The organism is Micromonospora sp. NPDC048935, assembly GCF_043197875.1.
Classification (GTDB): Bacteria; Actinomycetota; Actinomycetes; order Mycobacteriales; family Micromonosporaceae; genus Micromonospora.
This window is the reverse complement of sequence record NZ_JBICTZ010000007.1, coordinates 279,412-302,832: the sequence shown is the minus strand read 5'-3', so window position 1 is coordinate 302,832 and position 23,421 is coordinate 279,412. Positions and strand designations below refer to the sequence as shown.

Here is a 23,421-nt window from a genome sequence, read left to right as displayed (position 1 = left end):
GCGGGTGCCAGTCGATAGAGGACACATGGTGCGGTTTCCATGTGCGATAAGGGCGACATGACGGCCCGAATAGTTGACTCCGGATTTCACCTGAACTCCTTACGGTGATCATCCCGCTGTCGACTTTTGAGGATCTGCATGAGCATCGGCATCGAGGCACCCGAGAACGAGCTGTCCATCCCAATCGAGTACGTACCCGGTGTGCGCGGCCACGCAGTCCTGGCTGTCGGCCCCGACAACGCAGGTAGCGACGCCTTGGCGGTGTGGCGTCTCGGCCCGACCGGACTGGCCGGTGGAGCATGGGTAGTCCCGTTCGACGAGATCGAACGGGACCCAGAGCAATTCCGCCGAATCATGTGGAACGTGCAAGACCGATGCCTGATCGACTGGGACCGTCAGACGCCCGTCGCGGTGCTGGCCAGGATCGCCGACGTCGTCCCGGCCGAACTGCTCTCCAGGCTTGCGGACACCATCCTCAGCATCCCTGAGCTGCTCGAGGAAATCAGCACACATCGGTCCACCTACTCCACTGCTGTGGCGCAGCACCGAGCGCGCGTCAAATCGAAAATCGCGCCGCTCGCTTGGGCCACACCGATGCCGGACCAGGAACACCTCGGCGCCTGGGCGATCAAGGACCGGTTCGCCTCGGCCTCACCGGTCGCGGCGACGGCGCTGGCGGTGACTGCCGCAGTCGCACGAACCGCCCAGCTGTGGCAGGACACCGAGCAGGCGCGCTACCGCCGCACCTACTTGCGATCGCTGGGTGAACCGCAACCGCTGCCGCCGCTGTGGTTGGCGCAGCTGCGCAAAGCCGCCCGTAGCAACTCCCCGGCATAGGCGTAGGAGGCCCACCCATGTACGCAGTTATCGACCTTGAAACCACCGGCCTCCGTACCAGTTGGCACGATCGGATCGTCGAAGTGGCCGTCGTGCACCTTGACGAGAACGGTCGGACCACCGACGAATGGTGCAGTCTGGTCAACCCGAACCGTGACCTCGGGCCACAGCACATCCACGGCATCACGGCCGCGGAGGCGCGGACCGCACCGGGCTTTGACCAGGTTGCCGGGCACCTCGCCAGCCTGCTGCGCGGCCGAGTCCTGGTCGCACACAATCTGAACTTCGACGCCCGGTTCCTGCATGCCGAATACCAGCGTGTTGGCATCAACGCGCCGATCCGCCACGCACCCGGCCTCTGCACCATGCAGCTGGCCTCGCATTTCCTACCGTCGGCCAGTCGCAGTCTCGGTGACTGCTGTCGCCTCGCCGGACTGCCGCCCCACCAAGCGCACTCGGCCCTGCACGACGCCCGCGCCTCCGCGCAACTGCTGAGCTACTTCCTCCGAGCAGCCGGTAGCCCGCCCCCGTGGGCTGCCACCGCAACCGCAGCTGCCGGGCTCCGGTGGCCCACGATCTCCACCAGCTCCGTTGTGGCCGTCCAGCGCCGCAGAGCGGGCCATCGGCAACAGCACTTCCTCGCGCGGCTGGTCGACCGCCTGCCCCGGTTGCGCGAGCTTGAAGGCGATGCCTACCTGGCCCTGCTCGATCAGGTGCTCCTCGACCGGCACATCTCGGCGACAGAAGCTGACGCGCTCGTCGCCACGGCGGAGACCCTCGGACTCGCCCGCGTCGACGTGGACCACCTGCACCGAGGCTACTTGGCGAGCCTTGCGGGCATGGCGCTCGAAGACGGCGTCCTGACCACAGCCGAACGGCACGACCTGGACGAGGTGGCCGAACTGCTCGGCCTGCACCGATCAGATGTCGAGAAGGCGCTGGCCGTCGCAGCTACCGATATTCCAGGACAGCGCCGCCCCAACGAGTGGCGGCTACAAGCGGGTGATCGGGTCGTCTTCACCGGTGCCATGGATCCACCACGCAGCGAGTGGCAGGAGGGGGCACGAGCGGCGGGCCTCGCCGTCGGTGACAACGTCACCAAGAAGACGCGGCTTCTCGTCGCCGCAGACCCGGACACCATGTCAGGTAAGGCCGTGGTGGCTCGCAAGTACGGCATCCCGATCGTGCACCCCGCCGCGTACCAGAACATGCTGGCCGGGCTCGCTGTCAGCGCATTTTAGAGCGTGGAGGGGCGATGCCTTCGGTAGATCAGTTTGACCACGACGGCACGAAGCCAGCGATTACCAGGGATTTCGTCCTGTACTGGAGTGATCGATACCAGGTGAGGCCGCTGGAGACCGACGTGCTCGATGTGGTTGGGCCGGCTGTCGCCAAGCGGGGGTACTACAACCGCAGTGACCTACGGCAAGTGGTCCTCTGGAAGAGCCCACGGTCGACCACGTACATCGAACGCAACAGCGACAGCGATATCGAGGATCTGACGCGCATGGCACTTGCAGCACCAGAGCGTCTGCGCCACCGGATTCTCTGCCTGCTCGACGGTGTCGGTGTGCCGATCGCGAGCGCGCTCCTCATGGCCTGCGAACCATCGGCCTTCACCGTTACCGACTTCCGGGCGATTGAGACGCTACGAGCCCACGGCGAGTTGAGCCAGCAGCCGAACTACATGTCCTACCTGCAGGTATGCACGGATCTAGCCAAACGCGCAAACACCGACCTGCGGACCTTGGACAGGGCTCTGTGGCAGTGGAGCAAGGAGCAAGGCAAGGCGGCGCCGGGCAGCCGTGACTAGGTGCTCCCGCCGCTGCCGATCCCCGCAAGAAGGCTGCGAACTGCCCCGGCATGGGGATCTCCGAGGGGATCGAGGATCTGTAGTGCCTGCTGCCAGCAGCGTTGTGCGTCTTCGTGCTGGCCGGTGGCGTGGTGAGTGTCGCCGAGGGCTGCCAGGGTGAGCCCTTCGCAACGTCGGTCGTCGAACCTGCGGAACAGTTCCAGGGCATGCGTGTGCCGCTCCAGGGCTTCGTCGAGCCGGCCGACCTGTTGATACGCCAAGCCGAGGGGATAGGAGGCCCAGGCGACGCTCCAGTGATCGTCGATGCTGCCGAGGATGGCAACGGCCTGCTGGTAGTAGGCGATAGCCGTGTCGAGGTCCCCGCGTGCGCGGTGCCCGTTGCCGAGGCTGAGCAACGACATGCCCTCGCCACGGGTGATGCCGTGGCGGCGAAAGACCTCTCTCGCCTGGCCGTGGAGGTCCATGGCCTCGTCCGTCTGCGCAAGCTCCTCGTGGATGAGGCCGAGTCCACGCAGACAGAATCCTTCCACCCAGTGGTCGTCGACGTCACGGCTCGCGGCGATGCCTTGGTGATAGCAGTCGAGCGCGGTCTCGCGCTGCCCCATGCGCCAGTAGGCGTCGCCCAGGCAGCGGAGGTTGGCAGCCTCGCCGAGACGCGATCCGGCGGAGCGCGCCGCACGTAGGCCGGTGAGGTGGATGTCGCGCCAGTCGGCCCAGTAGGACTTGAGCTCGAAGAAGCCGTCGCTGACCACCGGCAACTGCCAGGCGATGTCGAGTTCTCCCAGATCGTCGGCCTGCCGAATGGTGTCCAGAAGGTTCAGCCGTTCCCGCTCGAACCATGCCATCGCCTCGGCCACCGTGCGCGGAGGAGTGAGGGCGACGCCAGGTTCGCCAGCGGGCAGAGCGATGGCATGCGAGTACGGAAGGATGACCTTGCGGCCTTCTTCGGCCATCCACAGGTACCAGGAGTAGACGCGGCGTCGCGACTGTCGCTGTTGCTCGGGTGTCTCCTCGGCCTGTGCTCGTTCGAGCGCGGCCCCCGCCGATGCTGTCGCTGAGCAGCGCTATTGCTTCTTCGGGAGTCAGGACGTCCAGAGTCATCCGCGATGCTCCTTCCCGTGCCACCAGACCGGACAGTCGGCTGCGACTGGTGACGATCGCCATGCAGGTCGGCGTGGCCGGGAGTAGTGGCCGGACCTGACCGACGGTGGACACATTGTCCACCACGATCAGGACGCGCTTGCCGTTCAGGACGGACCTGAAGAGGGCGGCACGTCCGTCCGTGTCCGTGGGGATCTGCTCCGCCGGCACGTGCAGGGCGCGGAGGAACGTGTCCAGCGCCTGGCCGACGTCGAGGGCTGGTCCAGGGCCGTAGCCGCGCATGTCGACGTAGAGGTCGCCATCGGTGAACCACCGGCGTGCGCGGTGAGCCCAATGGACAGCCAGTGCTGTCTTGCCCACACCGGGTGCGCCCGCGATGGTGGCCACGGTCATTGGCCGGTGGCCCGCAGCCGCGGGTTCGTCGTCGGTCGGCAGCGCCGCGTCCAGCCGGGTGAGGGTTTGCTTGCGGTTGACGAAGCGGGGGGCGTCGAGGGGAAGTTGACGCGGCGGCTTGAGTCCATCACGCTGCCGCCCCGGCGGCGAGCGGCGGATCATGGGGCGTGGATCTGGAGCTGGTCTGCGATCGTCCGGTAGGGAACAGAAGCTGAGACGGCCGCATCACGCCACAGATTGGCCTGCACGATCTGCTCCGGCTCGCTGATCAACTCGCCGGAGACGAAGCGCCCACCCTCGTCGTAGTACATGGCCACCAGCCGCGCTGAGTCGAACAACCAGTAGTCGTAGTGCGGCAGTGCGACCGGCCAGTCATCGCCGGGAACCACGATGAGTCGGACGTCCTCGCCCGCTTTCACCGTGTGCTCGTAAGCCCATCCACACTCGAACCGCACATAATCGGATAGCGGCTCGGCGACGACATGGACCCGGTGCATGCGCTTGCCCACCGACACCGCGGCCCGCACGGTCTCGCACCATGCTGTGATCCCGGGAACTCGCCGCGGGTCTGACCCGCCAGGAAGCGCGCGAACTCATCCTGCTCGTACGACACGTCGTACCGCTGAAGCGTTTCCAGCCGGTAAGCCGTGTAACGGAAGTCGCGAAACAGTTGGTTGAACTCGTCGTCATCGAGAGACGTGAACGACCGGGTCAACGCTCGCTCACCGCTGCTCGGACTCGCGGTAGCGCTCAATGGCACCGAGCAGGACCTCGGCGGGAAGCCGCACCGCGCCCTCACCAGGAAGAACGTTCTCTAGCTCGCCGAGGGTGGCCTCGTCGATGAGGTTCCCTTGAACGACAAGCTCCCCGCTCTCGCCGAGGTAGACCGTGGGACACCCGTTGCCACCCGAGCCAGGATCCTTATAGAGCTTGGTCAGCTTCATCACGACCTCCATCACAGAGACAGACGGCTGGCAAATGCTGTCGGTCAGGAGAGTAGTGCTTAGCGTAGTGACCCAACAAGCCGATACCTTGTTTCTGATCTTGGCGAATCCGGGCGCGTAGCTGGTGGATGTCGCGCGGGCGTACCTCCAGGTGGGTGACCTGCGCGGGGCTGCCCGCGCCCTGGTGGACGCGGACAGTGTCGCGCCGGCTGAGGTTCGGTGCCGGCCGTTGGCGCGTACCGTGATCGCCGAGGTTGCCCGCGCGCAGCCGGCGCCGGCCGGCGTGGCGCGGCTGGCGACGCTTGTCGGCCTCACCCGCTGACTGGCCGGCTGCTCCGGCCCAGGGCGATGATGCGTGGCCACGCCGGGGCGTCAGGATGCGCGGTCCTGACCCCGATGCCCGGCATCGCGATCAGGACCGCAGCCTGGGGCCTGTTCGACCGGCGACGGGTCAATCCCGCCGCGGGCTCACAGAATCGTTGTCAGCACACCTCCGTCGACGCGTACCGCCGATCCGTTGATGGCGGACGCGGCGGGACTGGCGAGGAAGGTCACGGCGTTTGCGATCTCGCTTGGTTCGATGAAGCGTCCCAGGAGGGAGGTCTGGTTGGCGCCGATGATCGCCACTTTCAGGTCATCTTCGAGGAGGGACTGGGCATCGGCCAGCGACCTGACCGTTTCGGCGACGCCGGTGGAATAGGTGGGGCCGCCCAGCACCGAGTTGACGGTCACCGCAGTGCCCTTCGTGAGCTTCGCCAGGCCGTTGCCGACTGCGAGCATCGCCGTCTTGGACGTGCCGTAGTGAATCATGTCGGCGGGAATGTTGACGCCCGACTCGCTGCTCACGAACACGACCCGGCCCCACCCCCGATCGAGCATTGCCGGCATGAGGTGCCGCGCGAGCCGAACCCCGCTGAGTACGTTCACCTCGAAGTAGCGCCGCCATTCCTCGTCGGAAATGAGGTCGAAGGGTTTGAGCTCGAAGAGCCCGACGTTGTTGATGAGAATGTCGACGCTGGGCAGTTCGTCGCACAGCCTGTCGACGTCCTCGGCAACCGAGAAGTCCGCTTGGATACCGGTGACGGATACGCCGGGCACCTCCTGACGCAACACCTCGACAGCCTCGGCCAGCTTTGCCGGGTCGCGGCCGTTGAGGACCACGTTGACACCCTCGCCGGCCAGGGCCTTCGCGGTGGCGTAACCGATGCCCTGACTGGATCCGCTGATGAATGCGGTCTTGCCGCTGAGCTGCAGGTCCACGTGCTGTTCTCCTCGTGAGTGGTCGCCGGTTGGTGCATTTGCCGGACGTCGGCAGGTGCTTCCTCTCGACCTTGCGGCAGACCGATGAGCATCTGATGAGCACCGCGTCAGTGGCCGACGCTGGTCGGACCGTTGGCACCTGCGGCCACGGCCGATTGGCCTGACTGCGCGGAAAGTCCCGTCTCGGGTTGCTGAGCCGGCCGTACCGGTCCGTGGCGTTACCCACCCACAACCGGGCGCTCCGCACGGCGGCTGCCGATCACATTGTGGGTTGGAGCCGTGGTGCACGACGACGGTTTGGCCGGATCGATCATCGCTCGTCCGCCATCGCCCCAGGATCACCTCGTCGCTGGATCAGGCGGTGTGGTGCTGGCCACCGACCGGAGGGGTGATGGCGCGCTGGACGGTGGGAGCTGTCTGGTCCGGTCTCTTGCGCGGCGCTGTGTGTGGCTCACGTCTTCGAGGGCTTGGCGTTGCGCCGGGCTGAGGCGGTCCGGTCTGGTGGTGACGGTGTAGGTCTGGGGCTCGATGGTCCGCAGGACGAGCGGATCGGCGATGGCGGGGTGACGTTGAATCGCCTCCAGGGCGGCGGTGAGGCGGTCCCGGGGCCAGTCGAGCGCGGTGGCCAGTGTGGTGAGAATGAGCGGTCGACCGGCGTGCACGAGCGCGGCGAGCACGGTCAGCGAGTCATGAACGGCGGGCTCGGCGAGCATGCTGCCGCTCATCTGCTGGCTGAGGTGGGCGAAGAACTGGCCCATCGTGCCCAGCCGGACTCCGGCGGTCGTGTCGGCGCCGAAGATTTCGACGCCCTGCTGCGCGGCCATGGCGATCTCGCCGTGTGCGCTGGTGTCGGACTGCCATGCCCGGAGCCAGACATCGTCGTCGATGACGTACCGCTCCCGGCGACCACCGGGGTCCAGTCGGCGCACCACCAGGTCCATGGCTTCCAGGTAACCGATGGATTTGGACACCGACGCCGGACTGACCTGTAGCCGGTGCACCAGCTCGACTGCCGTCAGGCCGCTGGCGTCGGCGGCGAGCAGGCAGACGAACACCCGGGCGGTCATCCGGGGTAGTCCGGTGGCGGCCAACAGGGTTGCGAACTGGTCCACGAAGCCCCGCACCACCTCGGTGGTCTGCTTGTCGGTCGTCGCCCCGGACGGTCGGGGCCTGCGCCGGCGAGCACGGTGGCCGGCGGCCTGCTGGGCGTGTTCAGACAGGTAGGCGCCGGGCGTGCCATTGCGTGCGACCTCCCGGCTGATCGTGGACGTCGGCCGGCCCAGCCGGCGGCCGATCTCGGCGTACCCGAGTCCGTCGGCCAGCCACGCCGCGATCCGGCTGCGGTCCTCCTGGGTCAGCCTGGCTCCGGGCATCTGCACCCCCTCCTTGCGTTCAATCACAGTACATTGCAACGGCTTCACTGGGTTAGTTGCGTTCACTCACAAGCCTGTTGCAACTCCTTGCCTCTGACCTAGGTTTTAAGCGTCCGTCCTGTTGACCACGCATAAAACGCAACGTAGCTTTTCCGCATGCTGAAAGGGAGGGCAATGGTGGTGCACGTGCTGGCCGTATCGACGGTCTCGGACAACAGCAGGTTCTGGAGTGGCCTGAAGAAGGGGCACGCCGCGCTCCCCAGGGGCGCCACGTGGAAGGTGGCGGTGGCGAGTAAGGACGGGGCGAAGGCGGTCAACGTCATCACCCACGACTCCATCGACGGCGTGCGGGAATTCTTCGAGACGCACGCGGGCGCCTACGCCACGACGGAGTACTTCGAAGCGGACGCGGCGAACGCGGTGGGGCTCCCGCGATGACGCTCGACGTGCCGCGGATCCGGACTCGGGTCGCCGAACTCCTGTCGGAGTACGGCATCCCGAGCGCCGCGATCGGCGTGCTCCACGACGGGACGGTCGTCGAGTTCGCGGTCGGGGTCAGGAACGTGGAAACCGGGGAAGCCGCGACGATCGACACCGTCTACCAGTGCGGCTCCATGACCAAGACGTGGACCGCGCTGGCGTTCATGCAACTCGTCGACGAGGGGAAGGTCGACCTGGACGAGCCGGTTCGGACCTACCTGCCCGGCTTCAGGGTGGCCGATCCCGAGGCAAGCGCCAAGATCACCCCGCGTCACCTGCTCTACCACGCCGACGGCGTCGAGGAGGCGTACGGCGATCCCGGCGAGGACGACGACGTCTACGAGCGCATGGTCGCCACCATCGCCGACGCGTCCCAGGTCTTCCCGCTGGGCCACACCCACGGCTACAGCGCGGCCCTGGGATACGCGATCCTCGCCCGGATCCTGGAGGTGCTCGACGGCAAACGCTGGGACGACATCATGCGCGATCGTCTCTTCGATCCCATGGGTCTGACCAGCACGAGCAGTTGGCGGGGGCAGGTGGACGAAACCCGGGCCGCGACCGGGCACCTGATCCGCTCACTGGACGACGGCCCGATCGTCACGCCGGTGGACTACCTGCCGCGCGCCTTCGGCCCCGGCGGCAACATCACCTCGACGATCCCGGACGTACTCACGATGGCGCATGTCCTGCTCAACGAGGGCGTAGCGCCGAACGGGAAGCGCATTGTCTCGGCCGAAAGCATGCAGGAGATGATGCGTTCGCGAGTCCCCGTACCCGATCCGTACCTGTTCGGGCCGGCATGGGCACTCGGCCTCATCGTCTGTGACTGGCACGGTGAAACCGTCTACGCCACCGACGGCAGCACGATCGGGCAGAACGCCCGGCTCCGGGTCCTGCCCGACTCGAACACCGCGATCGCGATGCTGACCAACGGCGGACCACGAGAAAGCCTCTACCGCACGGTGTTCAACGAGATCCTGGTCGACCTCGGCACGGTCACCATCCCAGACCTGCCCGCACCGGACCCAACGCTGCACCTCGACCTGTCCAGGTATGAAGGCGTCTACGAGCGACCCGGCACCCGATTCGAAGTGTCCACCGACAGCGGAACGCTCTGTCTCACCCTGGTCCTCGACCCGATGCAGGCGGAGTTCCTCCAGAAACCAGACCGCATCAGCTACGCACTCCAGCCGGTGAGCGAGACACACTTCCTGATGCCACCGGCGGACCCGTTGGAGGACCCCCAGACGGTCGCGATCTACGACTTCACCGACGGCGCAGCCCGATACCTCCACACCAACTGCCGGGTACACCCACGTTCAGGTTGACGCGCGGACAACGACGAAGCGCCCATCCTCGTCGTGGTACACGGCCACCAGCCGTGCCGAGTCGACAACCAGTAGTCGTAGTGCGGCGATGTGACCGGCCAGTCATCGCCGAGACGTGAACGACCGGGTCAACGCGCGATCACCGCTTGCTCGGACTCGCGGTAGCGCCGGTTGAGGTTCGTGCCGGTCGTCGGGGCGTACCGCGATCGCCGACGTTTGCTTGCGCGCAGCCGGCGCCGGCCGGCGTGGCGCGGCTGGCGACGCGTGTCGGCCTTACCCGGTGACTTGCCGGTTGCTCCGGTCCAGGACGACGGCGGGTGGTCACGCCGGGGCGGGGTTTCCGGAGACGTGAGATCCGGGCATGTACGTCGGGACTGCTGGAGGGGAGACGGCAATGCTGGTAAGCGGTTATCTCGGCGCGGTGCTCATCGGTGCCCTCGTCGGCCTGCTCGGCCGACTCATCCTGCCGGGGAGGCAGCGGATCGGCGTCTTCGCCACGTTTGTCATCGGGGTCGGTTCGGCGGTGCTGGGCACCGTGGTCGCCAGGGCACTCGACATCGACGACGGGGCCAACGTGAAGGTGTGGGTGCTGCGCTGGGACTGGGTCGTGCTCGCGATCCAGGTCGGCCTCGCGATCATCGCCGTGGCGCTGGCGAACATGCTCACCTTCACCCGGCTCGCCGGCGGCGACGACAAGCCCCCTCGGCGGGCCCGTCGCAGCCGGGCCAAGGGCTGAAGCACCTCATGACCGGAGCACGTCAGGTGTCCAGCCTGGCCAGGATCTCCCGGGCCATGGCCTGTTGGGGATCGCGACGGCCGGTGCCGTCGAGCAGTTCAAGGGCGCGGGTGAGGTCGGCACGGGCCTCGGCGACGAATCCCAGTTCGGCTCGGGCTCTGCCCAACTCGAAGTAGAGGTCGCCCATCATGATTGACTCACCCCGTTCGAGCACGACCGGCAACGCCCGTTCGGCCGCCTCCAGCCCCTGCGCCCAGTGGCCGTTGAGGTTGTGCGCCTCGGCCAGGCCGCTCAGGGCACCAGCGCGGGCGCCCAGGTCCGCCCGGGCCGACACCGGGCGACGGTCCAACTCGACGAGCGCCTGCTGGAACTCGTCGATGGCCTCGTCGTGACGGCCCATGATGATCAGCGCGAATCCGATGCCCTGGAAGATCTGCATGTAACCGTCGTGGTCACCGGCCCGGTCGGCCAGGTCACGGGCCTCGCGAAGGGCCCACACCGACTCCTCCAGCCGGCCGATGCGCCGCCAGGCCGCCGCGGCGAACTGCAGTGCCCAGCCCTGTCCCTCCAGGTCACCGATCGCCTCGGCCATCCGGTGCGCCTCCATCGCCACCTCGGCGCCTTCCTCGGTACGGCCAGCGCCATAGATCGCTGCCCAAGCGAAGGCGTTCATCTGGGCGATCAGTCTGCGCCGGTCGGGCAGGGCGGCTGCGGCCGTCCGTGCCACCTCGAACACCTCGTACCATCCGCGCCACACTCGGGTCGAGTCGGCGTACCAGTGCAGGGCCTCGGCGACACGGACGACCAGCTCGTGCCGGCCGTCCTCGGCCGCGACACGGTAGGCGGCGAGCCAGTTGTCCGTCTCCGCCCGCAGCCAGGTACCGGCCTCCTCCAAGGTGGCCAACGGCACCAGGCCGTCCCAGTCATCGGGCAACGCGCCGTACGCGGGTTCGTACCAACGCCCGGCGACGATCACGGTCTCCAGCAACCAGTCGGTCATCCGCCGGGCGGTCGCCGTGCGGGTGGCCGGGGGTTCCTCGGCCGACAGCCGTTGCCCGGCGTAGAGCCGGATCAGGTCATGGAACCGATACCTGTCGACGCCCTCGGCTTGCAACAGACCCAACTCGACAAGCTCATCGAGGCGTTCCTCGGCCTCGAACACGCCGGTCTCGGTCAGCACGGCCGCCAACGGGGCCGCGAAGTCGACACCCGGCACGTGGGCGAGCCGACGAAACAGCAAGGCCGCCGGGGCCGACAACTGGGCATGCGACAACGCGAACGCGGCCGCCACCCCGGTGTCACCGGCGGTCAGAGCGGCGAGCCGACGGTCCGCGTCGACGAGTCGGTCGACCAGATGGCCGATGGTCCACTGCGGACGTGCGGCGAGGCGGGTGCCCGCGATCCGCAGCGCCAGCGGCATGTGGCCACACAGCCCGGACACCAGCTCGACCTGCTCGAGGGCGGCCGGGTCCGCGGCCTGCGCGGCGATCGCCGCCAACAGGCTGGCCGACTCGGCCACGGCCAACGGCGGCAGCCCGACCCGCACGACGCCCTCCAGGCCGCCAAGTGTCCGGCGGCTCGTCACGACGACCAGGCACCGTCCCCCGGCCGGGAACAACATCCGGGCCTGCGTCTCCGAACCGACGTTGTCCAGGACCAGCAGACAGGGCCGCTCCCGCAGCACCGCCCGTAGCTGCGCCGACCGCTCGTCATCGGTGTGTGCGATCTGGCTGGGACTGACGTCCAGCGCCCGCAGCAGCCGACGAAGAGCCTCACCGACCGGCAGCGGTACGGCGTCCGTGCCGCGCAGGTCCAGGAACATCGCACCGCCCGGAAAGCTGTCGCGCAACTCCTCGGCCACCCTCACCGCGAAGGCGGTCTTACCCAACCCGGGTGGCCCGTGCACCACCAACACCGGCGGCGGGCCATCGCCACTCGCGACCCGCCCGGCGGTGGCCCGGGCGATGGCCAACTCGGCTTCTCGGCCCACGAAGTCGCCGACCCCGCGCGGCAACTCGCACAGCCGTGGTCGCCCGGCGGCACTGGGCGAGCGGGCCGCCCGCACGACCGCCACCAACCCGGCGCGGCCCTCGTCGTCCAGGCCCAGGCCGTCGGCCAGGGCGGCGAGTGTCCTGACCTGCGGAGTACGGCTGTGCCCACGCTCCATGTCGCTGATCGCGCGAGCGCTGACCCCGGACGCCTCGGCGAGTTGCTCGATGGTGAGACCCGCGGCCCGGCGCAATGTACGCAGATGTTCACCGAACGGCAGCGCAGGCTCGATCATCTCGAGATGATAGGTGCCGTGGATGCGGTTTCGTGTCCCCTGTGTCGGCTGCCTCGGTGGTCGCGATCGGCCGTTGCCCGCGTACCTCGATGGTTGTCCTTCCCTCCCGAGGGGCCGTCCCAGCAGACGGTGTCTACTCGCAGAAGACCCGCACGGTGGCGTCGGGTGAATCCACCTCCACGGTCACCTCGTCGAGGTGCTCCACGAGTGCCTCCAACTGCTCGGGCTTGAGCTGGGTCAGGTCGATCGGCACCCCTGAGTCGCTGAGTGAGGCGTTGGCCTTGACCAGGGCCTGTGGGGGGACGAGCGCCGCCAGTCGTACGCCAGCGCGCAGCAGTTGCAGCGGCACCCGCACGTTGACGCGCGACGGCTCGCCGTTGTCGGTGGCGTCCACAAGCACCCGCAGGTACTTCACCTTGCCCTTCGGTCGGGCGTCGTGGCTCGCCGCGGCCGGGGCCTTGTCGCGTTCGAGTGCGGCGATGAGCTGCTCGGCCTCCTCCGCGGTGATCTTGCCGGCGGCCAGCATGTCGAGGATGTCCTTGCGTTGTTCGGTCATGGGAGTCTCCTATCGGATAGCCACGAGCACGGCCGTGTGGCCCTGCGCGATGTCGAAGCGGGCGCCGGGCAGCGCGGAGATGACACGCCAGACGGCGCCGAGTGCCCGCACCACACCGATGCGGAACACGACGCAGGCCACGATCGCCGCCAGCACGACCAGGACCACGACCGGGAAGAGCACGAGCAGCACGGGGAGCACCGGAACCCAGACGCGGGTGGGTCGCCGGCCCGGGCGGTTGACCCTGACGGTCACCAACTGCGGCATCATGTCTGGTCGTCCAGCTCGGCCAACGCCTGCTGTGCGGTGATCTCGCCCCGGCGCAACCGGTCGATGATGTCGGCTCGCGAGGGCGCCGGGTCGGTCTCGACGAAGTCGAGCATCTGCGAGATCCGGTTGAGTCGTGACTTGATCGTCGGGTAGCTCACCCCGAAGATGCGTTCCATCTCCTTGATCGAACCGTGGCAGCGCACGAACGCCGTGACGAAGACCTGGTCCTCGACGTTGAGCTGAGCCAGTTGCGGCGGCTCGAACGCGCCCTCGATCGCGACACCGTTGCTCGCCAGGCGCACCCGCTCGATGACGAACGGCTGCCCTCGCGTCAGGCTGGTGAGCTCCTGCCAATCCATCGCCTGATCTGTCATACCTGAAGTTGTAGCCCAGAAATCCTTAACTTCCAAGAGGTTGATCTTAATTTTATTGAAGTGCCGCACGTGGTGAGTGGCGGAGCACGCCGGCGCTACGATCCGGAGATGGCCAGATTCCTTGCGCTCTTCAACGGCGCGGCTGGTGAGGCCGACAAGGTCGACCTCACCGATCAGCGGCAGACCGAGTTCCTCCACGCGTGGGCGGCCTGGGCGCAGGCCAACGAGAAGGCCATCGTCGACCCCGGCGCTCCGCTGAACGCGAAGAAGCTCGTCACGGCGCGGGGTGTCGAGGACTTCACCGACGCCCTGACCGCCTACACCATCGTGGAAGCGGGCTCGCACGACGAGGCGGTGCAGATCTTCTCCGGGCACCCGCATCTGGGGTTGTTCGCCGGAAACTCGATCGCGGTCCTGGAGTGTCCGCCGCCGCCCGGGTGATGCTCGCGTCGCCCGACCGTTGACGGTCGGGGCAGGCGGTCGTGGTGCGGCGGGAGGCGCGCCGGCTGAGGCTCGTTGCGGGCGCGACGCTGCCCGTGGCGCACGTGACCTCGGTCAGGTGCGGGCACTCGGGGCCGGGCTCTCGGTGAGCTGCCACCGGTCGCCGTGACCCGTGGCGATCGCGATCGCCTCGACCACCCGGCGGGCCGCCGCGGGATCGTCGACGAAGCTGACGGCGGCTTCGAGGCCGACCGGCGGACCGCCGGCGAGGCTCGCGGCCACAGCGACCAGCCGCCGGTCCCGGTCCGGCACGTCGGCGGCCGCCGCGAAGTCGACCACCGCCGCCCAGTCGGTGACCTGCCCCATCCGTACGGTGTCACCCATGTCCCACGGCAGGTCCAGGATCCGCACGAGGGCACCGAAGCCCGGCTGGTCCGGAACCACGGTGAAGGTCAGCAGGTGCACGGCAGCCCGCCGGCCGAGCGAGGCGCCGGTGGCGATGTCGGTGCGCAGGACGCCGCGAATCTCCTCGCCGGTGAACCCGGAGGCGACCTCCGGCCGGGGCGTCCTGCGGTGCAGCGGCGGCGCCACCGTGTCCGGGTCGGCCAGCAACTGCGCCACCCGCACACACTCCACGCACGGCGGCAACGTGGCGATGTCCACGCGACTGTCACTGAGATGCATCTCGTAGGCGATGTCGATCGCCCACTGGTCACTGCCCCAGATCGGACGCTGCGGAGTCGAACACAGCGTGAGACCCGTCTGGCCGCCGTCCCCGCCAGCCGCGTCGTCGAGATCCACGGACAGGTGCTGCACTGTGCCGTCCGTACACGGTCGAGGTGTCATCGGCCTCTCCTCGCCACTGGATGGTGCACCGCTCACCCCGTGACAATGAAGCGTATCCATGCCCCGCAACCACCCCGCCGCACACGCCCCGGCCCGACCCGCCGACTCACTCGACCGGGATCTTGTCGGCGCCGATTCGTCGGATGCGGTCGGTGCCCCACGCGCCCAGCGGGGCCAGTGCGGCGTTGAGGGAGACCCCGTCGTCGGTCAGCGAGTATTCGACCTTCGGCGGCACCTCGCGATAGACCTCGCGGTGCACGAGCCCGTCCTCCTCCATCTCGCGCAGATGCTGGATCAGCATCTTCTCGCTGACACCCGGAAGGCCCCGCCGCAGCTCGGCGAACCGACGCACCCCGTGATGGTGCAGCTCCCAGAGGATCAGCGACTTCCACTTGCCGCTGACGACGTCCATCGCCGCGTCGATGCCGCAGAAATACGGGCCACTTCGCGCTGTCGGTGCCATCCGCCCTCCGAAGTGCACTTACCAGAAGGTAAGTACCTCACAAAATTGTCGGTACTGGTCAACTCTATTGGTTGCGGACAGGATTTCCTCGACCGACATCACGAGGGGATCAGAAGCATGGACACACGGCACGACCTTCCGGTGAGCGTCCTCGGGCTGGGGGCGATGGGCAGTTCCCTGGCGGCCGCCCTGGTGCGGGCCGGCCACCCGACAACGGTGTGGAACCGCTCGGCCGCCAGGGCGGGCGCGCTCGTCGCCCAGGGCGCGACCCCGGCCAGCACCGCCGCCGAGGCGGTCCGCACCGGCCAACTGGTCGTCGTCTGCCTGCTGGACCACGCGTCGGTCCACGAGGTGCTCGACCCGCTGGCCGGCGACCTGGCCGGCCGGACCCTGCTCAACGTGACGACGACGACGCCGGAGCAGGCGCGCGAGTTGGCCGCCTGGGCCGCCGACGCCGGCGTGCCGTACCTCGACGGCGGCATCATGGCCGTCCCCGCCATGATCGGCCAGCCCGGCTCGTCGATCCTCTACAGCGGGTCCGCCGCCGCGTTCGACACGTACCGGCCGCTGCTCGACACGTGGGGGACCAGCACCTACTTCGGCGCGGACGCCGGCCTCGCGTCGCTGTACGACCTGGCCCTGCTCGCCGGCATGTACGTCATGTTCGCCGGGTTCCTCCACGGCGTCGCCATGGTCGCGCCGTCCGGCGTGAGTGCCAGGGAGTTCGCCGCGCTGGCCGCGCCCTGGCTGTCCGCCATGACCGGTGCCCTCCCGAGGTTCGCGGCGGTCGTCGACGGCGGCGACTACACCGTGCCGGGGCAGCAGAGCCTGGAGTTCTCCGATCTCGGCGACATTCTCGCCGCCAGCCGCGACCAGGGCATCAGCACGGACGTGGTCGCCATGGTGCAACGCCTCATCCGCCACCAGATCGACGCCGGCCACGGCCAGGAGGGCTTCGCGCGGATCATCCGCACCATCCAGCAACCCGGGTGAGGCGCGGCGGCGTCACCCGATGCCGCCGTGCCTTCCTGTCTGTGCGCCCGAGATGGCCCTCAGTGCCGTGTCGAGTGCCTGGTCTGCTGGGACGGGCACGTCGGGGAGCACGCCGACGCCTTCCCAGTTGGTGCCGGTGACGCTGTTGATGGTCCGGGCGGTCGGCACGGTCACGAGGATGTGTTCGGTGACCGGGTGGCGGGCCGTCGGATGCGCGCCGCCACGTGTCGTCTCGCCGACGACGACGGCCCGGCCGTGCGCCTGAAGGGTGTACGCCACGTCCTCGCCCCCGGAGAACGTCATCGCGCTGGTGAGCACGTGGACCGGGCGGTCCGTGTAGCGCGGCGCGGGAAGGTGCGCGGCCGTCCAGAACTGGCGGGTGGCGCCGGTGGACCGTTCGTAGAAGTCGTTGAGGTGCACCTGGTCGTCGCGGAAGAAGTAGCTGCACCACATCGCGGCTCCCTCAGGTGTTCCGCCGGAGCAGGCGCGCAGATCGAGGATGAGCGCGGTGCTGAGCGCGACCAGTTGCATGGCCGCGCCGATCGCGGCGGCGCCCTCGTCGGCGTACGCGATGCGCCGCACGTCGATCAGCCCGACGTTGCCGGCCAGGTGCTCGACCCGGCGGATGCCCTGGTTCTCCGCCCTGAGCAGCGCCAGGAACGCGGCCCGCCCGCCGTCGGCGTCCGCTGGATCGAGCGACTGCGGCTGGTCCGTCCACAGCAGCCGCAGATGCTTGTCCGGGCACACCTGCTGAAGGTGCGCGGTCACCGTCGTACAGAGCGCCGGCCCGTCCAGGTCGGCGTACTCGCCTGCCGCGAGACGACGCCGGATCGCGGCGTCGATGTCCGCGACCTTCGCGGGGAAGACGTACCCTGCCTCGATCTGGTCCAGGGCCTGTCCGATGATCTGTTCGTTGGTGAGCACGGCGGGCCACGGTAGACCACCCGCCGGCCTGCTGGCCATCTCATATCGCGCCGGCCCACCAGTCGTTTGCGGCGCACCGTGGTTATCGTGTCGGCCATGTCTGACTTTCGCGGCGATACCTCGGGTGTCTCGACGCTTCGGGCAGCACTGACGGTCGTCCTGGTCGGAATCCTGGCGATCGGTATCGGCGTCGCCTTCGTCTGGGACGACCGAGGCTCACTGCGGGAAGTGACGACGACGGGCACGCTGACCGGTTCCCATCCCTCGGCCCGGCACGAGAAGCGCAGGGGGACGTGGTACGAGTTCCAGTACGTAATCGCCGACGGACGGCAGGTCGCCACCAGCTTCCGGGTCACCCCCAGCGGCTCCCTCGACCGCGACGGTGACAGGGTCAAGGTGATCTATTCGCCGGATGCCCCGCTGGAAGGCCGGTTGTGGGTGACCCGAGGCGGCCTGGAGTTTCTGCCGGCGGCCGGCGGGCTGGCGCTCACCGTGGGGGCGCTTCGAGTCGTCATCCGCGAGCTGCTCAAGCGGCGCCGCCGACGGCAGGCCCTTGCCCGCACCTAACTGGGTGGAGCGCCACTCGCGCAAGTGCGGTGATGGCCGGAATCGTCCCGTGCGAATTGATCATGTCTTACCCGTCGATTAGTGTCCGCGTCCGTGAATCACTCTCGAATTGCTTCCGTGCTGTTGATCCTCGCCACTGCCACCGCGCTGACCGCCTGCGGTGACGCGGAACCGGCGACGAACGCCGGATCGACGCCGCCTGCCAGCACGTCCGCCGCCGTGACCTCCCCCACCGCCGCACCGGCGTCGTCAGCCGCGACCGGTGCCACGAGCGACAAGGAGATCTGCACGTCGGTGAAGACGGCGAGCGACGAGATGAGGGCCGAGCTGTTGAAGATCGTCACGGCTGGTGAGCCGACGGCGGCGGACTTCAGGAAGATCCTGACCGAGTTGGGGACGAAGGCCACCGCCCTGGCCGCGGCCGGCGGAGACAGCAAGGTGGCCACGGCCCTCAAGCCGTTCGGCGCCGAGGCGGCCAAGGCCGCGGCGGCCGCCGACCCGGGGTCCGCTGCCGACAACCCGGCCTTCCTGAAGGCTGGCAAGGATGTCAGCGCCGCGTGCAAGGCGGCCGGAGTCAGTGTGACCCTGTGATCACGATGGTCTCAGTGCTGTTGCGGTAGACGAGGACCGTGGTGGTCGGCGCTGGTTCTGGCGACGGCCACCATGACGATGGTGCTGAGCAGCGCGGCGACGGGGGCGAGGGCCAGGCCGTGACGGACGCCGTTCGCCACCACCAGACCGGTGACCGCCGAGCCGGCGGCACTGCCGATGGTGAACGCGGTGGCGACCCAGGCGAACGCCTCGGCCACGGTGCCCGGCGCCGCGAGCTGATCCACCAGGAGGAAGATGGCGGTCAGCGTCGGCGGTAGGGCCAGACCGCTGACCGCCAGCAACACCGCCATCAGGGTGGGGCGCGGTGTCAGCAGCAGCGGCACATAGCCGAGGGCCAACCCGGCGGTGAGCAGCGGCAGCCGCCGTGCTCCGGCGGGCCGGACCCGGGTGTAGAGCAGGCCGCCGATCAGGGCACCGGTTGCCTGCACGGCGAGCAGCCAGCCGGCCAGGTGCCGGTCGCCGGCCTCCTCCGCGTACGCGGTGATCGCCACCGTGATGCCGCCGACCGCCATCCCCGTGCCGACCACCCCGGCCAGCAGCGCCGCGAACCGGGGCACCCGCAGCGGGCCGGCCCAGTGCCGTGCCGCCGGAACCCCCCGCCAGGCCCGCACGGCGGGAGCGCGGACGAACGCGGCGGTCCCGGCGAGCTGGAGCAGCGCGGCCACGACCAACCCGGCGACCGGCCCGCCGAGCGCCACCGCGAGGAGCGTCGTGAGCGGGCCCACCACGAAAATCACCTCCTGTACGGCGACATCCAGCGCGTACGCGGCCGGCACCGCCGCCGGGGGCAGCAGATCCGGCCACAGGGAGCGAAGGCACGCCTCCAGCGGGGGAGCGCCGAGCCCGGCGACCACGGCGCCGACGGCGGCACCTGTCGCGCCGAAGGCGCCGGTGGCCACGAAGCCGAACCCGACGCCGGACATGACCGCCGAGATGCCCAGCACCGGCGGTTGACGCCAGCGGTCCACCGCTCGGGCGAGCAGCGGCGTTCCCACCGCCACCCCGGCGGTGTACGCGGCGACGAGCAACCCGGCCGTGGCCAGGCTGAACGACTCCCGCGCGAACAGCAGGAGGGCCAGCGGCCCGGAGGCCGACGGCAGCCGGCCCACCTGGGCGGCGAGCAGGACCCAGAGCACCTGCGGGGCACGCAGGACCACCCGGATACCGGATGAGGACATGAGACATCGCTCCCGACGCGATGGAAGGAATCGAACGGACCCACGGGCAACCGCCAGCGCGGATCAGGGAGCGAAGTCGGACCGTTCGTGGTCGTTGCCGTACAACGGCAGCGCAGGCGTGATCCACCGGGCGTACGAAGCCGCGACCGCCTCCACCGGAACCACGAGCTGACCGTATCGCACGGCACCGATCCACGGGGGGCGGGACGGGAGGCGCGCTCGGCTCGTCAGAGCTGGGCGACAGCCGTCATCCCCGTGCCCGCGGCCCGGCGAGCACGTCGCGGATCGCGAGCAGCGCCGACGCCAACAGTGGACGGCGGTGTCGTCCATGGTCACCGCTCTGGCGCGCGGCCGCCGAGCCCGGACGACCGGTTGACGATCCCCGCAGCGGCACGACGCGGCCACCCCCGGCGACCGGCAACCCGCTCAGAGGTGGGCGACGACCACCCTGGCGGCCTGCGCGAGAAGGGCGTCGTCGGGGGCGGCGCCCTTCGTGGCGCGGCGGGACAGCACGGCGAGCACGATCGGGGCCCGGTCGGGCGGCCAGAGAACGGCGATGTCGTTGCGGGTGCCGTACCCTCCGGTCCCGGTCTTGTCCCCGACCACCCAGCCGGCGGGCACGCCCGTGCGGATCAGCGCCGCCCCGGTGGTGTTGTCCCGCAGCCAACCGCACAGAACGTCGCGGTCCGCGGGCGTCAGGGCGTCCCCCAGGGTGTACGCGCGCAGGTCGCCCGCCAGGGCCCGCGCGGTGCTGGTGTCCCGCCGGTCGCCGGGCGTCGCCTCGTTGAGCGCGGTCTCGTAACGGGCGGCGTCGGTGACCGTGTCACCGCGCGAGCGCAGCCTCGTCTCGAAGCCCTGCGGGCCGCCGAGGTGACGCAGCAGCAGGTTGCCGGCGGTGTTGTCGCTGTAGCGCACGGCGGCGTCGGCGAGGGCACGCAGGCTCAGGCCCTCGGCGACGTGCTTCTCGGTGACCGGGGAGTGGGCCACCAGTTGCCCCGCCGAGAAGCGCACCACCCGGTCCAGCTCGGCGTCCGTGGTGTCGTCGAGCACCTCGGCGGCGGCCAACGCCTTCCACGTCGAGGCGTACGCGAATCGTTCGTCAGCGCGGTGTGCCACCGTGCGGCCGGTGCCCGTGTCGACGGCGTAGACCCCCAGGCGCGCGCCGAACGTCTGCTCCAACCGCTGGAATTCCTGCTCCGCGGCTGGCGTCGGGGACAGCGTCACCTCGGGGCTCGGTGTGGTGCGCGCCTCGGGGGCGTCGTCGGTGCCGCACGCCGCCAACGACACCAGGGCCGACAGCGCGGCCACCGCGGTCACCAGGCGTCGCACCGCGGCATCCATCATCGGTCCTCCTCGTCCGTCGGCGGCTTACCCGCAACGACCCTACGGTGCTGGTCGCCGACGGTCGTGAGCTGTGCGGGCACGAGGGATGCGCGGCTTCCGACGAGTCGGCCGTGTTCAGTCATAGGGGAGCTGGCGCGGTTCGAGTCTCCACCCCCGGCCGAACTGCCAGGAGGCGGTGGGCCACGCCGCGATGAAACCGGCGATCAGCCCCAACTGGCCCGCGAACCAGAAGAGTGGGCTGTCGGGTCGCAGGGGTGGCTCGGGAAAGACCACGCGATGCGCGAGCGTCAGCCACACGAACAGCGTCACCTCGAAGGCGCTGATGGTCAGCAGTTCGATCCGGGCGACCGCGGACAGGGCGGGCCAGATCTTCCGGACGCTGCTACCGGGCGCGCCGACGTACCGGAAGAGGACGGCTATCGCCACCGCCGCCAGGTAGTCCCCGGCGTAGTCGACCCACAGGGTCTCCTGAGCCGGGTCGGACCGGACGACGTACAGGGCGACCTCGGCGACGACGAACCCGAGGGCGCAGTGGGCGCCGCAGCGGGACACGTGGGTGACGACGATGCCCCGGCGGGGCCTTCGCGGCCGGCCCTCCCGCCGCCGCTGGGCGAACGCCTCCGGGCGGCCCCAGTCCCAGTAGAGGCGGACGGCTGCCGGACCGACGTAGAGGACCGTCACCAGCCAGACGATCTCCATGACCCGAACCGGCTGACGGTGTCCGCGCAGATAGGTGTCCGCGACGACGATCGCGCAGCTGACGACACCGAACGCGAGCGAGACCCAGGACAGCGTCAGGAGCCACGTTGGTTGCATCCCCGCCCCTTCCGCACGCGGGGCCCCGACGTGCGTCCCGCTGCCGCCTCAGCAGGGGGGCGCACCGACCGAGGGCACTTCGCAGTGTTCCACGCCGTGCCCGCCGGCAGCGGGAGATCGGGCAATGTCCACGTGGGGGTACGGCGCAGGGTCGACGTGGTCGATCAGGTGCCGGCCGACGCGGCGACGGCGACCTGGACTTCGAGGTGTCCAGCCGGGAGGCCGACGGGATGCTCGACGTCGGCGGGCCGGGGGTGCACGGGCAGCCCGGTGTGTGCGCTCGGGTCCACCCTCCCGTCAACGCCTGGACGGTGGAGTAGCCGCCCGGCCGCTGTGGCTAACCGTCGAAGTCGACGCCGGCGAAGGGAACGCGGCGGTGCGCGGCGAGGCGTTCGGCCTGCGCGGTGATGGCCGTGCGGGTGGCGGCGGACAACCGGTGCCAGGGCTGGACGGCGACCGTGAACGTCCGGCCGGACGTGCGGGGACGCCAGGTGCCAACCAGGTCGCCGTCGACCAGGACGGCACCGGGGCGACCGAGCACCGGCCACAACTGCTTGGCGTGGGCGGCGTCCGGCACCAGCGTCGCCCGGTCCTTGGCCTGGAGGAACAGGTCGAACGGGCCGAGCAGCCGGGTCGCCGTGCCGCCGGCCGAGGCCAGTGCCTGCTCGTCGGCGGCCAGCAACGAGCGCACCTCACCGTCGACCGGCACCTCGACCACATCGTCGGGCCAGCGCGCCCGCACGTCCTTCACCGGGGCGTCGAGATAGGCGGCGACGTGTTTCGGGGTGGCCGGGCCGAGCAGGCGAAGGTAGGCGCGGATGAGGTCGAACCGGTCGCCCGGTGCGGCCGCCTTCCGGAAGCCGGTGATGCGTCGCAGGACCGGCGGTGAGGTGTCGAGCTGCAACTCCAGTCCGGCCCGCACTGCGGCGAGCCGGAACGGCATCTCGTAGACGTGCGTCGCGTCACACGGCCGGCAGAACCGCAGGTACGGCTCGGGCAGCACCGTGGCCAGGCGGCTGGAGACCTCTCCCTTGACAGTTGGTGTGGTGACGACGGCCCGCATCCGGGCGGCCACCTCGTCGAGGGCCGCCAGGTTGCCGATGCCGGCGGCCCTCAACGGCTTGGACGCGTCGTAGATGCGCTTACCCGCGTCGGCGTCGGAGAAGGGTTCGACCGCCGCCACCACCTTCGCGGCATCGGCCCGGCGGTAGAGGTGGGGTGCGCCGCGCACGGTCCACAGCAGGATCACCTCCGTGTCGGACAGCGTCGTCACGTCGACCCCGCGTACCGCCAGTGCCCACCGGGCGCCGTCCGGGCCGGTGTTCTGCACGCCGAGGTCCAGGACGGCGGTGTCGGCGAGCGTCCCGTGGGCCCGGTCGAGCTGTTGGGCCCGGACGCGGAAGTTCGTCACCTGACGCCGGTCAACCATGGCTGCACCCTAGTTGCCGCGGCTCTCCCGGTGGGTCCAGGCGCGTGCGGCCGCAG

28 protein-coding genes and 1 pseudogene are annotated in these 23,421 nt (G+C 69.4%); 11 read left to right on the top strand and 18 right to left on the bottom strand.

Annotated elements, in window-relative coordinates:
- Positions 1-138 precede the first annotated feature (138 nt).
- Genes ACGFIW_RS21125 through ACGFIW_RS21115 form a run of 3 tightly spaced genes read left to right on the top strand, consistent with a single transcriptional unit; the run spans position 139 to position 2,650 of the window.
- Positions 139-837: a DUF6218 family protein gene (locus ACGFIW_RS21125; protein WP_393318153.1), complete on the top strand. Its 699-nt coding sequence runs from the start codon at positions 139-141 to the stop codon at positions 835-837.
- A gap of 17 nt (positions 838-854) precedes the next feature.
- On the top strand, positions 855-2,078 hold the full coding sequence (locus ACGFIW_RS21120; RefSeq protein ID WP_393318150.1) for an exonuclease domain-containing protein: 1,224 nt from the start codon (positions 855-857) through the stop codon (positions 2,076-2,078).
- Positions 2,079-2,092: 14 nt separating this feature from the next.
- Positions 2,093-2,650 (top strand): hypothetical protein, encoded by a 558-nt coding sequence (locus tag ACGFIW_RS21115; protein WP_393318147.1) that lies wholly within the window; start codon positions 2,093-2,095, stop codon positions 2,648-2,650.
- Here ACGFIW_RS21115 and ACGFIW_RS21110 read toward each other — a convergent pair.
- The 5 genes and pseudogenes from ACGFIW_RS21110 to ACGFIW_RS21090 all read right to left on the bottom strand — a co-directional run bounded on the left by ACGFIW_RS21110 (position 2,647) and on the right by ACGFIW_RS21090 (position 5,088).
- Positions 2,647-3,603 (bottom strand): tetratricopeptide repeat protein, encoded by a 957-nt coding sequence (locus tag ACGFIW_RS21110; RefSeq protein WP_393318144.1) that lies wholly within the window; start codon positions 3,601-3,603, stop codon positions 2,647-2,649. The two genes, ACGFIW_RS21115 and ACGFIW_RS21110, sit on opposite strands and share 4 nt — an antisense overlap.
- A gap of 142 nt (positions 3,604-3,745) precedes the next feature.
- Positions 3,746-4,144, bottom strand: a pseudogene (locus ACGFIW_RS21105) (nb-arc domain-containing protein); the annotation flags it as partial.
- A gap of 158 nt (positions 4,145-4,302) precedes the next feature.
- Positions 4,303-4,671: a DUF6879 family protein gene (locus tag ACGFIW_RS21100; protein WP_393318141.1), complete on the bottom strand. Its 369-nt coding sequence runs from the start codon at positions 4,669-4,671 to the stop codon at positions 4,303-4,305.
- Positions 4,560-4,904, bottom strand: a complete 345-nt coding sequence (locus ACGFIW_RS21095; RefSeq protein ID WP_393318138.1) for a DUF6879 family protein — start codon at positions 4,902-4,904, stop codon at positions 4,560-4,562. Before ACGFIW_RS21095 ends, ACGFIW_RS21100 begins: the two co-directional genes overlap by 112 nt.
- Positions 4,867-5,088 carry a hypothetical protein gene (locus ACGFIW_RS21090; RefSeq protein WP_393244947.1) on the bottom strand — a complete coding sequence of 74 codons (222 nt, stop codon included), beginning with the start codon at positions 5,086-5,088 and terminating at the stop codon, positions 4,867-4,869. The genes ACGFIW_RS21095 and ACGFIW_RS21090 overlap by 38 nt, the downstream gene beginning before the upstream one ends.
- 124 nt (positions 5,089-5,212) lie before the next feature.
- On the opposite strand from ACGFIW_RS21090, the gene ACGFIW_RS21085 reads away from it, so the two are divergent.
- On the top strand, positions 5,213-5,410 hold the full coding sequence (locus ACGFIW_RS21085) for a hypothetical protein (protein WP_393318135.1): 198 nt from the start codon (positions 5,213-5,215) through the stop codon (positions 5,408-5,410).
- A 146-nt stretch (positions 5,411-5,556) separates the two neighbouring features.
- Here ACGFIW_RS21085 and ACGFIW_RS21080 read toward each other — a convergent pair whose 3' ends face one another.
- Positions 5,557-6,348 (bottom strand): SDR family NAD(P)-dependent oxidoreductase, encoded by a 792-nt coding sequence (locus tag ACGFIW_RS21080; RefSeq protein WP_393318132.1) that lies wholly within the window; start codon positions 6,346-6,348, stop codon positions 5,557-5,559.
- Between the two features lie 338 nt (positions 6,349-6,686).
- Positions 6,687-7,721, bottom strand: coding sequence for a helix-turn-helix domain-containing protein (locus ACGFIW_RS21075; RefSeq protein ID WP_393318129.1), 1,035 nt, complete (start codon positions 7,719-7,721; stop codon positions 6,687-6,689).
- A gap of 156 nt (positions 7,722-7,877) precedes the next feature.
- On the opposite strand from ACGFIW_RS21075, the gene ACGFIW_RS21070 reads away from it, so the two are divergent.
- From ACGFIW_RS21070 to ACGFIW_RS21060, 3 genes are all read left to right on the top strand, one after another.
- Positions 7,878-8,159, top strand: a complete 282-nt coding sequence (locus tag ACGFIW_RS21070) for a hypothetical protein (protein WP_393318126.1) — start codon at positions 7,878-7,880, stop codon at positions 8,157-8,159.
- A complete protein-coding gene (locus ACGFIW_RS21065) occupies positions 8,156-9,532 on the top strand; it encodes a serine hydrolase domain-containing protein (protein WP_393318123.1) in 1,377 nt (458 codons plus the stop codon). The genes ACGFIW_RS21070 and ACGFIW_RS21065 overlap by 4 nt, the downstream gene beginning before the upstream one ends.
- 394 nt (positions 9,533-9,926) lie before the next feature.
- A complete protein-coding gene (locus tag ACGFIW_RS21060) occupies positions 9,927-10,268 on the top strand; it encodes a GlsB/YeaQ/YmgE family stress response membrane protein (protein ID WP_393318120.1) in 342 nt (113 codons plus the stop codon).
- A 22-nt stretch (positions 10,269-10,290) separates the two neighbouring features.
- Here ACGFIW_RS21060 and ACGFIW_RS21055 read toward each other — a convergent pair whose 3' ends face one another.
- The 4 genes from ACGFIW_RS21055 to ACGFIW_RS21040 all read right to left on the bottom strand — a co-directional run bounded on the left by ACGFIW_RS21055 (position 10,291) and on the right by ACGFIW_RS21040 (position 13,752).
- Positions 10,291-12,552: an ATP-binding protein gene (locus ACGFIW_RS21055; RefSeq protein ID WP_393318117.1), complete on the bottom strand. Its 2,262-nt coding sequence runs from the start codon at positions 12,550-12,552 to the stop codon at positions 10,291-10,293.
- Positions 12,553-12,685: 133 nt separating this feature from the next.
- Entirely contained in the window at positions 12,686-13,108 is a 423-nt protein-coding gene (locus tag ACGFIW_RS21050; protein WP_393318114.1) for a hypothetical protein, read from the bottom strand.
- Positions 13,109-13,117: 9 nt separating this feature from the next.
- Positions 13,118-13,375, bottom strand: coding sequence for a hypothetical protein (locus tag ACGFIW_RS21045; protein ID WP_393318529.1), 258 nt, complete (start codon positions 13,373-13,375; stop codon positions 13,118-13,120).
- The gene (locus ACGFIW_RS21040; protein WP_393318111.1) at positions 13,375-13,752 is read right to left on the bottom strand and encodes a DUF2089 domain-containing protein; all 378 of its coding nucleotides are present in this window, start codon (positions 13,750-13,752) and stop codon (positions 13,375-13,377) included. Before ACGFIW_RS21040 ends, ACGFIW_RS21045 begins: the two co-directional genes overlap by 1 nt.
- A 108-nt stretch (positions 13,753-13,860) precedes the next feature.
- On the opposite strand from ACGFIW_RS21040, the gene ACGFIW_RS21035 reads away from it, so the two are divergent.
- Entirely contained in the window at positions 13,861-14,193 is a 333-nt protein-coding gene (locus tag ACGFIW_RS21035; RefSeq protein ID WP_393318108.1) for a hypothetical protein, read from the top strand.
- 114 nt (positions 14,194-14,307) lie between these two features.
- Here ACGFIW_RS21035 and ACGFIW_RS21030 read toward each other — a convergent pair whose 3' ends face one another.
- Positions 14,308-15,039, bottom strand: a complete 732-nt coding sequence (locus tag ACGFIW_RS21030; RefSeq protein WP_393318105.1) for a hypothetical protein — start codon at positions 15,037-15,039, stop codon at positions 14,308-14,310.
- Positions 15,040-15,145: 106 nt separating this feature from the next.
- Entirely contained in the window at positions 15,146-15,502 is a 357-nt protein-coding gene (locus tag ACGFIW_RS21025) for a winged helix-turn-helix transcriptional regulator (RefSeq protein WP_393318102.1), read from the bottom strand.
- 117 nt (positions 15,503-15,619) lie between these two features.
- Between ACGFIW_RS21025 and ACGFIW_RS21020 the strand changes: the two genes are divergently transcribed.
- Positions 15,620-16,495 (top strand): NAD(P)-dependent oxidoreductase, encoded by an 876-nt coding sequence (locus ACGFIW_RS21020; protein WP_393318099.1) that lies wholly within the window; start codon positions 15,620-15,622, stop codon positions 16,493-16,495.
- Between the two features lie 12 nt (positions 16,496-16,507).
- On the opposite strand, the gene ACGFIW_RS21015 is transcribed toward ACGFIW_RS21020, so the two are convergent.
- Entirely contained in the window at positions 16,508-17,419 is a 912-nt protein-coding gene (locus tag ACGFIW_RS21015) for a S41 family peptidase (RefSeq protein ID WP_393318096.1), read from the bottom strand.
- Between the two features lie 96 nt (positions 17,420-17,515).
- Here ACGFIW_RS21015 and ACGFIW_RS21010 point away from each other — a divergent pair, with 96 nt between their 5' ends.
- Together ACGFIW_RS21010 and ACGFIW_RS21005 are read left to right on the top strand one after the other, a co-directional pair.
- Positions 17,516-17,986 carry a DUF3592 domain-containing protein gene (locus ACGFIW_RS21010; protein ID WP_393318093.1) on the top strand — a complete coding sequence of 157 codons (471 nt, stop codon included), beginning with the start codon at positions 17,516-17,518 and terminating at the stop codon, positions 17,984-17,986.
- 117 nt (positions 17,987-18,103) lie between these two features.
- Positions 18,104-18,577, top strand: a complete 474-nt coding sequence (locus ACGFIW_RS21005; protein WP_393318090.1) for a hypothetical protein — start codon at positions 18,104-18,106, stop codon at positions 18,575-18,577.
- Between the two features lie 11 nt (positions 18,578-18,588).
- On the opposite strand, the gene ACGFIW_RS21000 is transcribed toward ACGFIW_RS21005, so the two are convergent.
- The 4 genes from ACGFIW_RS21000 to ACGFIW_RS20985 form a co-directional block, all read right to left on the bottom strand.
- Complete coding sequence (locus ACGFIW_RS21000) at positions 18,589-19,776, bottom strand: MFS transporter (protein WP_393318087.1); 1,188 nt, start codon at positions 19,774-19,776, stop codon at positions 18,589-18,591.
- 426 nt (positions 19,777-20,202) lie between these two features.
- Complete coding sequence (bla, locus tag ACGFIW_RS20995; protein WP_393318084.1) at positions 20,203-21,120, bottom strand: class A beta-lactamase; 918 nt, start codon at positions 21,118-21,120, stop codon at positions 20,203-20,205.
- Positions 21,121-21,234: 114 nt separating this feature from the next.
- Entirely contained in the window at positions 21,235-21,936 is a 702-nt protein-coding gene (locus tag ACGFIW_RS20990) for a DUF4396 domain-containing protein (protein ID WP_393318081.1), read from the bottom strand.
- Positions 21,937-22,273: 337 nt separating this feature from the next.
- Positions 22,274-23,365, bottom strand: a complete 1,092-nt coding sequence (locus ACGFIW_RS20985; protein ID WP_393318078.1) for a winged helix DNA-binding domain-containing protein — start codon at positions 23,363-23,365, stop codon at positions 22,274-22,276.
- Between the last annotated feature and the right edge of the window lie 56 nt (positions 23,366-23,421).

Bases quoted from the DNA above. Each gene is read 5' to 3' on its own strand.
- ACGFIW_RS21120 (WP_393318150.1), top strand. From the start codon at position 855: ATGTACGCAGTTATCGACCTTGAAACCACCGGCCTCCGTACCAGTTGG.
- ACGFIW_RS21050 (WP_393318114.1), bottom strand. From the start codon at position 13,108: ATGACCGAACAACGCAAGGACATCCTCGACATGCTGGCCGCCGGCAAG.
- ACGFIW_RS21060 (WP_393318120.1), top strand. From the start codon at position 9,927: ATGCTGGTAAGCGGTTATCTCGGCGCGGTGCTCATCGGTGCCCTCGTC.
- ACGFIW_RS21070 (WP_393318126.1), top strand. From the start codon at position 7,878: ATGCTGAAAGGGAGGGCAATGGTGGTGCACGTGCTGGCCGTATCGACG.
- ACGFIW_RS21010 (WP_393318093.1), top strand. From the start codon at position 17,516: ATGTCTGACTTTCGCGGCGATACCTCGGGTGTCTCGACGCTTCGGGCA.
- ACGFIW_RS21125 (WP_393318153.1), top strand. From the start codon at position 139: ATGAGCATCGGCATCGAGGCACCCGAGAACGAGCTGTCCATCCCAATC.
- ACGFIW_RS21025 (WP_393318102.1), bottom strand. From the start codon at position 15,502: ATGGCACCGACAGCGCGAAGTGGCCCGTATTTCTGCGGCATCGACGCG.
- ACGFIW_RS21110 (WP_393318144.1), bottom strand. From the start codon at position 3,603: ATGGCCGAAGAAGGCCGCAAGGTCATCCTTCCGTACTCGCATGCCATC.
- ACGFIW_RS21115 (WP_393318147.1), top strand. From the start codon at position 2,093: ATGCCTTCGGTAGATCAGTTTGACCACGACGGCACGAAGCCAGCGATT.
- ACGFIW_RS21040 (WP_393318111.1), bottom strand. From the start codon at position 13,752: ATGACAGATCAGGCGATGGATTGGCAGGAGCTCACCAGCCTGACGCGA.
- ACGFIW_RS21065 (WP_393318123.1), top strand. From the start codon at position 8,156: ATGACGCTCGACGTGCCGCGGATCCGGACTCGGGTCGCCGAACTCCTG.
- ACGFIW_RS21030 (WP_393318105.1), bottom strand. From the start codon at position 15,039: ATGACACCTCGACCGTGTACGGACGGCACAGTGCAGCACCTGTCCGTG.
- ACGFIW_RS21090 (WP_393244947.1), bottom strand. From the start codon at position 5,088: ATGAAGCTGACCAAGCTCTATAAGGATCCTGGCTCGGGTGGCAACGGG.
- ACGFIW_RS21055 (WP_393318117.1), bottom strand. From the start codon at position 12,552: ATGATCGAGCCTGCGCTGCCGTTCGGTGAACATCTGCGTACATTGCGC.
- ACGFIW_RS20990 (WP_393318081.1), bottom strand. From the start codon at position 21,936: ATGCAACCAACGTGGCTCCTGACGCTGTCCTGGGTCTCGCTCGCGTTC.
- ACGFIW_RS21035 (WP_393318108.1), top strand. From the start codon at position 13,861: ATGGCCAGATTCCTTGCGCTCTTCAACGGCGCGGCTGGTGAGGCCGAC.
- ACGFIW_RS21020 (WP_393318099.1), top strand. From the start codon at position 15,620: ATGGACACACGGCACGACCTTCCGGTGAGCGTCCTCGGGCTGGGGGCG.
- ACGFIW_RS21045 (WP_393318529.1), bottom strand. From the start codon at position 13,375: ATGCCGCAGTTGGTGACCGTCAGGGTCAACCGCCCGGGCCGGCGACCC.
- ACGFIW_RS21075 (WP_393318129.1), bottom strand. From the start codon at position 7,721: ATGCCCGGAGCCAGGCTGACCCAGGAGGACCGCAGCCGGATCGCGGCG.
- ACGFIW_RS20985 (WP_393318078.1), bottom strand. From the start codon at position 23,365: ATGGTTGACCGGCGTCAGGTGACGAACTTCCGCGTCCGGGCCCAACAG.
- bla (WP_393318084.1), bottom strand. From the start codon at position 21,120: ATGATGGATGCCGCGGTGCGACGCCTGGTGACCGCGGTGGCCGCGCTG.
- ACGFIW_RS21000 (WP_393318087.1), bottom strand. From the start codon at position 19,776: ATGTCCTCATCCGGTATCCGGGTGGTCCTGCGTGCCCCGCAGGTGCTC.